We start from the raw sequence: 6,355 nt of genomic DNA, 5'->3' as shown, positions 1-6,355 counted from the left end.
GACTTCCCACGGCTTCGGCCGAGCCACCCCGCACCCCCGGATCATCAGTCCCGGAGCGATCCAATCACCTCGAAGATCATTTCGTTAGGAGTTCTTACCCCGCCCTGGGCAAGCGGTGGAGAGGAGCATCCCCGCCCACGCGGGGAAAAGCCCAACCAGAGCACTTCAGGCTCCCGACGGGCCACTCCCGCTGTCGGCGGGAATGTACTTCCTGGCTTCTACGCTTCCCGTTCGCGCAGTCACCCGAACCGGCCGACCGGCAAACACCGGACCAGGGAGGTTAAGCTGACCGACTGCCGATGTATCGGCACCCCTGGCAGCACCTCGCCAAGAGGCCGGTGAGGTGTGAGTGGTCCCCGCCCCGTGTGCCCGGAACGAGAACCACTCACTGCTGGGGCAGGCCGTTCTCGACACATTCGGTCGAGAACGGCCGTCTACCAGAGGTAGTCGACCACCTTGGCCACCACTGCGGCAACCAAGATCAGGAACAGCTCGTCCCTGCGGCGTCCCAGCCATTCATAGGCTGCCTTGCCCACGTGTTCTCCTTCCGTTTCGGGACCTGCAGCGCCGCGGACGCAGAGCTGCAGGCAACGCCACGGCTTGAGCGGGTGGCAGCACGGGAGAAGTTTTACACCAACGTTCCTTCCCTAGGGGCCATTTCAGGCCACTGGAAACCGGAGCAGAGGCTTTTTCGCGCCCAGCACCTTGCAGGCTCTAGCACTAGCTAGCAGAGCCCTTCAGGCTCCCGAGTTCCGTCCTGCGGAGCTCAGGTGCACTCCAGGCGCCCAAGTTCGCCGCAGCCTATGCAGCCGTTCTGTGTAAACAGCTATCGCTCCAAGGGTGGTAGCGGGTCGAGGGCATCGGACGCATCTCTGTGCTCAACGCAACCGCCGGCGGACGAGGATGCTCAGCGTCGTACGTGCGTCCTTGCGTCGGTCCGGTGCGGAGGCGAGGACGGAGACGAGGGCCACGACGAAGAGGATGCCCGTGTAGAGAAGGCCGGCGCATCCGCTCAGGATCGCTGTGTAATGAAGCAGTGGGGAAATCTGGGACACGGTCCGTCCTTTGTCGGGAGCCTGGTTCGGCTGCTGTGGCGATGGCTCCAGAATTGCGGCGGCTCCGCGAGGGGTGAAGGCGCGCCTACCCTTGCCGTCACGATTTCCGCAGGTCAGACCTGTTTTCATCGCACGATGGCGGCCGAGTTTTCTGGGTAGTGAGCAAGGAACGAGAGGGGGCCGGGTGGCGGATTCGTCGAGAGCCGCGCGCGACGAGCTGAGGGACATGCTGAAGGGGGCGTGGTCTGCGGCGGGGCGGATGCGATTCGCGGAATTGACCGCGGAGTCGGGTATTCCACCCCGCACGCTGGCGGGGTGGGTCGAGGGCAGGGCGGTCCCCTCTGCGGCCCGGGAGCCCGGATTCTGGTCCGTGGTGGAGAAGTTGCAGCGTGTCTCCGGCTCCCCGGCGTACGCGCACGCCGAATGGGAAGCCGCCCTGCGTGCCGCTCGGAACGAAGCGGAGAGCGCGCGGAAGCAGGTCTTCCCGAAGCAGCGGCCAGAAGACTCCGGCCTCCGTTTCGTCCGGCTGCACCGTTGCGCCCCCGACACCTCCGCGGTCGAGGTCCGGGGGCGAACGGACGAGCGTGCGGTGATGAACGCGTTCGTCCGGGACTCCCACCCCGACGCACCGTCGTATCTCTGCTGGCAGGCCGACGCTCCCGTAGGCAAGACCGTGCTGTTGGCCGACTACGTCCGCCGGCGCCTCCCCGCCGACGCCGACATCGTGAGCTTCTTCGTCTCCGCGGCCCACGGCACGGACACACGCGCCGCGTTCGAGGCGGAGATCGTCGGCCAGATCGACGACTTCCTCGGCAGGACCGGGCGCGCCGTCCCGAGCAACGTCCGGGGGTGGAAGGCGCTCTTCGCCGAGGCCGCAGAGAAGAGCGCGTGCTACGGACGTAAGCTGCTGCTCCTGGTCGACGGACTTGATGACGACGTCGCCTGGTCCGGCCTCGCAGCCGGGAGCGGGACGCCTGGTGCCGGAGCCGATGGAGCCGATGGAGCCGACGCCAAGGGTCCGTCCGGAACCGGGCGGAGACCCGTACGGGGGAGCATCGCCGCCCTCCTGCCCTCCCGGCCCCCGCCGAACATGCGCGTCATCGTCTCCCTCCGGCGCTACGGCGTCCTCCCCGACGACGTCCCTCAGGTGCGGCATCCACTGAGCCGGAGCCGACACCTGCGGACTCTCGTACCCGTCCCAGGCGTGCCGCTCGTCCGAGAGCCACCGCCGGACGTCGCCGCGCTGGGCGAACCGGTCGCGGGCCTGCTGGCCGTGGCGGGCGGCGGCCTGCGTACGAAAGACCTGGCGGACCTGGCCGGACTCCCCGCAGAGCACCTCGACCGCCTGACGCAGGGGCCGTCGGGGCGCGCCCTCGTGACCGACGATCCGCTGTTCGGGACGTACGCCCTGGCCGACCACCGTCTCCTCCACGCGGTACGCGAGGACTTGGGGGAGGCAGGGGTCCTGCGCCACACTCGTGCACTACTGGCCTGGTCGCGACTCTGGCGGGCGTCCGGCTGGCCGGACGACACGCCCCCGTACCCCCTGACGCATCAGCTTCGGCTGCTCACCGACACCGCCGAACGCGCCGCGTACATCCTCGACATGCCCCGACTGCGCCGGCTCGCCCGCACGGCGGGTCCGGACGCCGCCCTGGCCCAACTGGACTCCTTCGAAACGGAGATCACCGGGTGGCCGCAGGACGGCACACCCGGCGGCGACACTCTGGCGGCGCTCGTACCGCTCAGCGCCGCGCGGTCCCTCCTGCACCAGGACACGCACGACGTACCGGCCGGGGCCGCCTCTCTCCTCGTGAGACTGGGGGACGTGGAGCGGGCACTCGGCCTGGCCCGTTCGGCGCCGACGGCCGTCGCCAGAGCCGTGCACCTGGCGGACGTGGCGGTGGAATTGGCGTACGCGGGACAGGCAGACCTGGACGCCGACGCCGACGCCGACGCCGTTGTACGGGAGGCAGTCCTGTGGCTGGTCCGTGACCGCGCCGACCAGGGGTTTCCCGGCACCTTCCGGGATCCGGAGCGGCTCGTACGGCTCCTTGGTGCCGCCCGTACGCTCGCCACACTGAAGGGTCCCGAGCCCGCCCGGCCGCTGCTGCGCGCGGTGCTCCAGGATCCGACGGCCGGGACGGAAACACTCATCGAGGCGGCAGGAATGCTGGATTCGATGGAGGACGGGGATGTTGCGGCGGTCTTGCACGACCGGGCGTGGATGCTCGGCGCGGGTGGGATGCGTGCCCGGGCGGCGGCGGTGGACCTCTGGGGTGCGTCGGCACGGGCCACACCGTCCTTCAGCACCTACGCCGGCGATCGTATCGAGGCGATCTGCGAGGAACTCGGCGACGCGGACGGCCTGGGAGCGATCGATGTCCTGGCCACCGCGGCGTCGGCGCTCAACGATCTCCCCGCCAAGCGGTCCCGCTCGGCTTCCGTGCTGACGCGGAGGGCCCTGGACCGGTTGCGCAGGGCGATCGAGGCCCTGAGGGACCCCGATTCCCTGCCCGGCTCCCTGTCCGAGGACGATCAGGGCCACCTCCGCCGCGAACTGGCCGGGACGCTCGCGCGGCTGACCAAGGCGGTGGCCGATACGGGCGTCGTGAGGGATGACCTCGACGACATCGGACGCCTCTTGGAGGACCTGCCGGAAGGGCTGCGCATCGGGGTGCTGGGGGACGCCCTGCCGGAACGGGCGCAGTGGGTCTTCGAGACAGCCCAGGAGGAGAGGGCGCGAGAGGACGGGGAGCTGGCGGCTGCCGCCGACGAGAAGAGGAGGGCCAAGCGCAGGGAGAAGGACGCCGGGAACAAGACCTCGAACGAGAGGCAGGAGCTCTATCGAAGGGTGCGCCGCAAGCAGGGATCGGCGGCAGCGGCACAAGCAGTGAAGAGGGCAGAGGAGGCTCAGGAGGCACAGGCGGAGCCCGAAGCCGTGCGGAGACCGCCCCCGATCCCACACCGGCGCTCGGCCGGCCTGCCTCCCCCGGGCGGCGGTCCGCACCCCGACCACCCCGATCATCCGCACTTCGCTCTCCTGCCGGAGGCGGACGACCAGTTGGGCGCCGGGAACCACCTGCGCAGCCGGGAACTGCTGGAGACGGCCCTGCGGAACCGCGCGGCCGCGTGGCCTCCGACGTCCGCGAGCGGACCGGCCCTCCCGGCAGACTGGACGGCTGAGCTGTGCCAGGCCATGGGCACGGCAGGCCTGTCGGACGAGGCCGAAGCGCTCGCGCTGAGCCGGCCCGACCCGCAGGACCGCGCGCGGCACCTGGCGGCCCTTTCCCTCGGCTGCTCCCTCGCCGAGCACGACGACTTGGGCACCTCCTACGCCCGAGCGGCGGCCCGCCTGATGTCTGACGGCGCGGCCCCCGGGCCGGCGAACGCCGTGGCCCAGGCGCTCGCCCATACCGGAGACGAGCCCGCGGCCTCGGCGATGGCCAGGGGAGACACCGCTCCGCAGCGACGGCAGGCGCTGACGGCCGTCGCCGCCGGCCTCGTACGGCACTGTCCCGAGGGGGCGGCACGTGTCGCAGCGCCCCTGGTGGAGGCCCTGGCCCGGCGGATCGAGGCCGGAGCGCACGGCAGCCCGCGCATCCCGCTCACCGAACTGGCGGCGCTCCTTCTCGCCTACCCCGACGTCCGGCACCCCGCCCCGCGACTGAGCGACGGCCTCCACCGCGCCGCCCACCACGTGGCCGCCCCGTCCATGGCGCAGCCGGCACAGCCGATGGCAGTCCTCACCCTGCTGGCACGGCTCGGCTGCCTCCCCGAGGACGACACCTACGCCGTCGCGAGCTCGACCGACCGATGGCGGCGCTCCCTCCGGCCGGGGCAGGGTCCCGCGGCGGAACTGGCCCTGCTGGCAGCGCTGGACGGTGACACCGCCGCTGTACGGCGCCACACAGATGCGCAACGGGACCCGGAGGCCCGGTCGACGGCGCTCCGCACCGCCGCTGTACATCTGGCGGGCGCCCAGACGACGCTGACCCCGGACCATGACGCCGCCGACCGGGCGATCCGGACCTGCCTGGCACTCGCCCGTACGTGCGACGACGGCGGTCCCCCCGCCGAGGCGACGGCTCGGGACCTCGCGCTGAGGCTCCTCAGATCCGACGCGTGGACGCACACGATCCCTCTGCTCCCACCACTTGCTCCGGCGGCCTTGGGCCGCCTGGGCGCAATGACGTGGGACATCAGCCGGCTCCGCTGACCGCACCTGCACGGTATGCCGGACGAGGGGCGAGACACTGACGCCGAGTCGACCCGATATCGTGCCGGTTCCGGCCGGCTCGATCCGTCGATCGGTATCCGGCCGGCCCTCCGATGGCCGTGGTGACTCCCGGGCCGCGCACGTGCGGATTGGGAATGGCAGCCGACGGTGGCTCTGGTTTCGCCGCGCGTCGGCCCTACGCGGCTGTCGACACGGAACGGCAGTGGAGGCTGCGCGGGACGGGCGGTCGGGCCAGTCGTTGGGAGGGCGCGAGGAGCGGAGCAAGCGCAAGCCGAAAGAGCGACAGCCGCCTGGCGTCCTTACCTCACACGCAGGCGATGGCGCACCGCGATCCTGGGCGAGCAACGTTGGAGGCGTGAATCGACTCGCTCAGCCCGAAGGCGTGGAATGTTCTGATCGGTCCGCGAGGAGCTGTTCGAGTGCTGCCGATCGGCAGTCGAAAGCGGGGAGGCGGCTCCGTTCTTACACGGCCCCAAGATCGACCGTAACGGAGAAGGGCGCGGCAACCTTGATTACGCCGGTGAACATCTCGCCGTCCCGGTAGGCCTTGGTGGCGGGGTCGAGGACGTAGGTGTAGATGATGGGAACACCGGTGGCGGCCTGCTCGACCCGCCAGTAGAAGGGGATCCCGGCCTTGGCGTACTGGTCCACCTTCACGACTCGGTCGGTGGTCTCAGAGCCGGGCGAGACGACCTCGACGACCAGAAGCACGTGCTCCGGGCGAGTGGGCGTGAGGTCGATGGTCTCTGCCCGATACACCGTGACGTCCGGGCGGCGGTTGGTGAGCGGAACGTCCTGCAGGCGTACGTCGAAGTCCGTGTCGGCGTTCCAGTCCTCGCCTGCTGCGGTCTCCAGGGCATTGGCCAGGATTCGGGCCAGCCGGTTGGGCCGTTTTGAGGCGCTCGGGCTCACGACGACCATCCCGTCCACGATCTCGATGCCGGCGCACTGCTCCTCGGACCAGGAGTCGTACTGCTCCGCGCTGACCTGTGTATGCATCCACGCGGGCGCCACCATCTCGGCGGCCATGGTGTACCTCCTTCGAGGAGCTGCCGTAGTT

At 70.4% G+C, this 6,355-nt stretch carries 3 protein-coding genes; 1 reads left to right on the top strand and 2 read right to left on the bottom strand.

Annotated elements, in window-relative coordinates:
* Positions 1 to 878 precede the first annotated feature (878 nt).
* Positions 879 to 1,055: a hypothetical protein gene (locus tag ACIP89_RS15090; RefSeq protein ID WP_401921024.1), complete on the bottom strand. Its 177-nt coding sequence runs from the start codon at positions 1,053 to 1,055 to the stop codon at positions 879 to 881.
* Between the two features lie 373 nt (positions 1,056 to 1,428).
* Between ACIP89_RS15090 and ACIP89_RS15085 the strand changes: the two genes are divergently transcribed.
* A complete protein-coding gene (locus ACIP89_RS15085; protein ID WP_402115196.1) occupies positions 1,429 to 5,274 on the top strand; it encodes a hypothetical protein in 3,846 nt (1,281 codons plus the stop codon).
* A gap of 483 nt (positions 5,275 to 5,757) precedes the next feature.
* Here ACIP89_RS15085 and ACIP89_RS15080 read toward each other — a convergent pair whose 3' ends face one another.
* Positions 5,758 to 6,324 carry a Uma2 family endonuclease gene (locus tag ACIP89_RS15080; protein ID WP_402115194.1) on the bottom strand — a complete coding sequence of 189 codons (567 nt, stop codon included), beginning with the start codon at positions 6,322 to 6,324 and terminating at the stop codon, positions 5,758 to 5,760.
* Between the last annotated feature and the right edge of the window lie 31 nt (positions 6,325 to 6,355).

It is taken from the genome of Streptomyces sp. NPDC088730, assembly GCF_044751215.1.
Lineage (GTDB): Bacteria > Actinomycetota > Actinomycetes > Streptomycetales > Streptomycetaceae > Streptomyces.
Note: the sequence above shows the minus strand (reverse complement) of the source record. Positions and strands in the feature narration are given on the sequence as shown.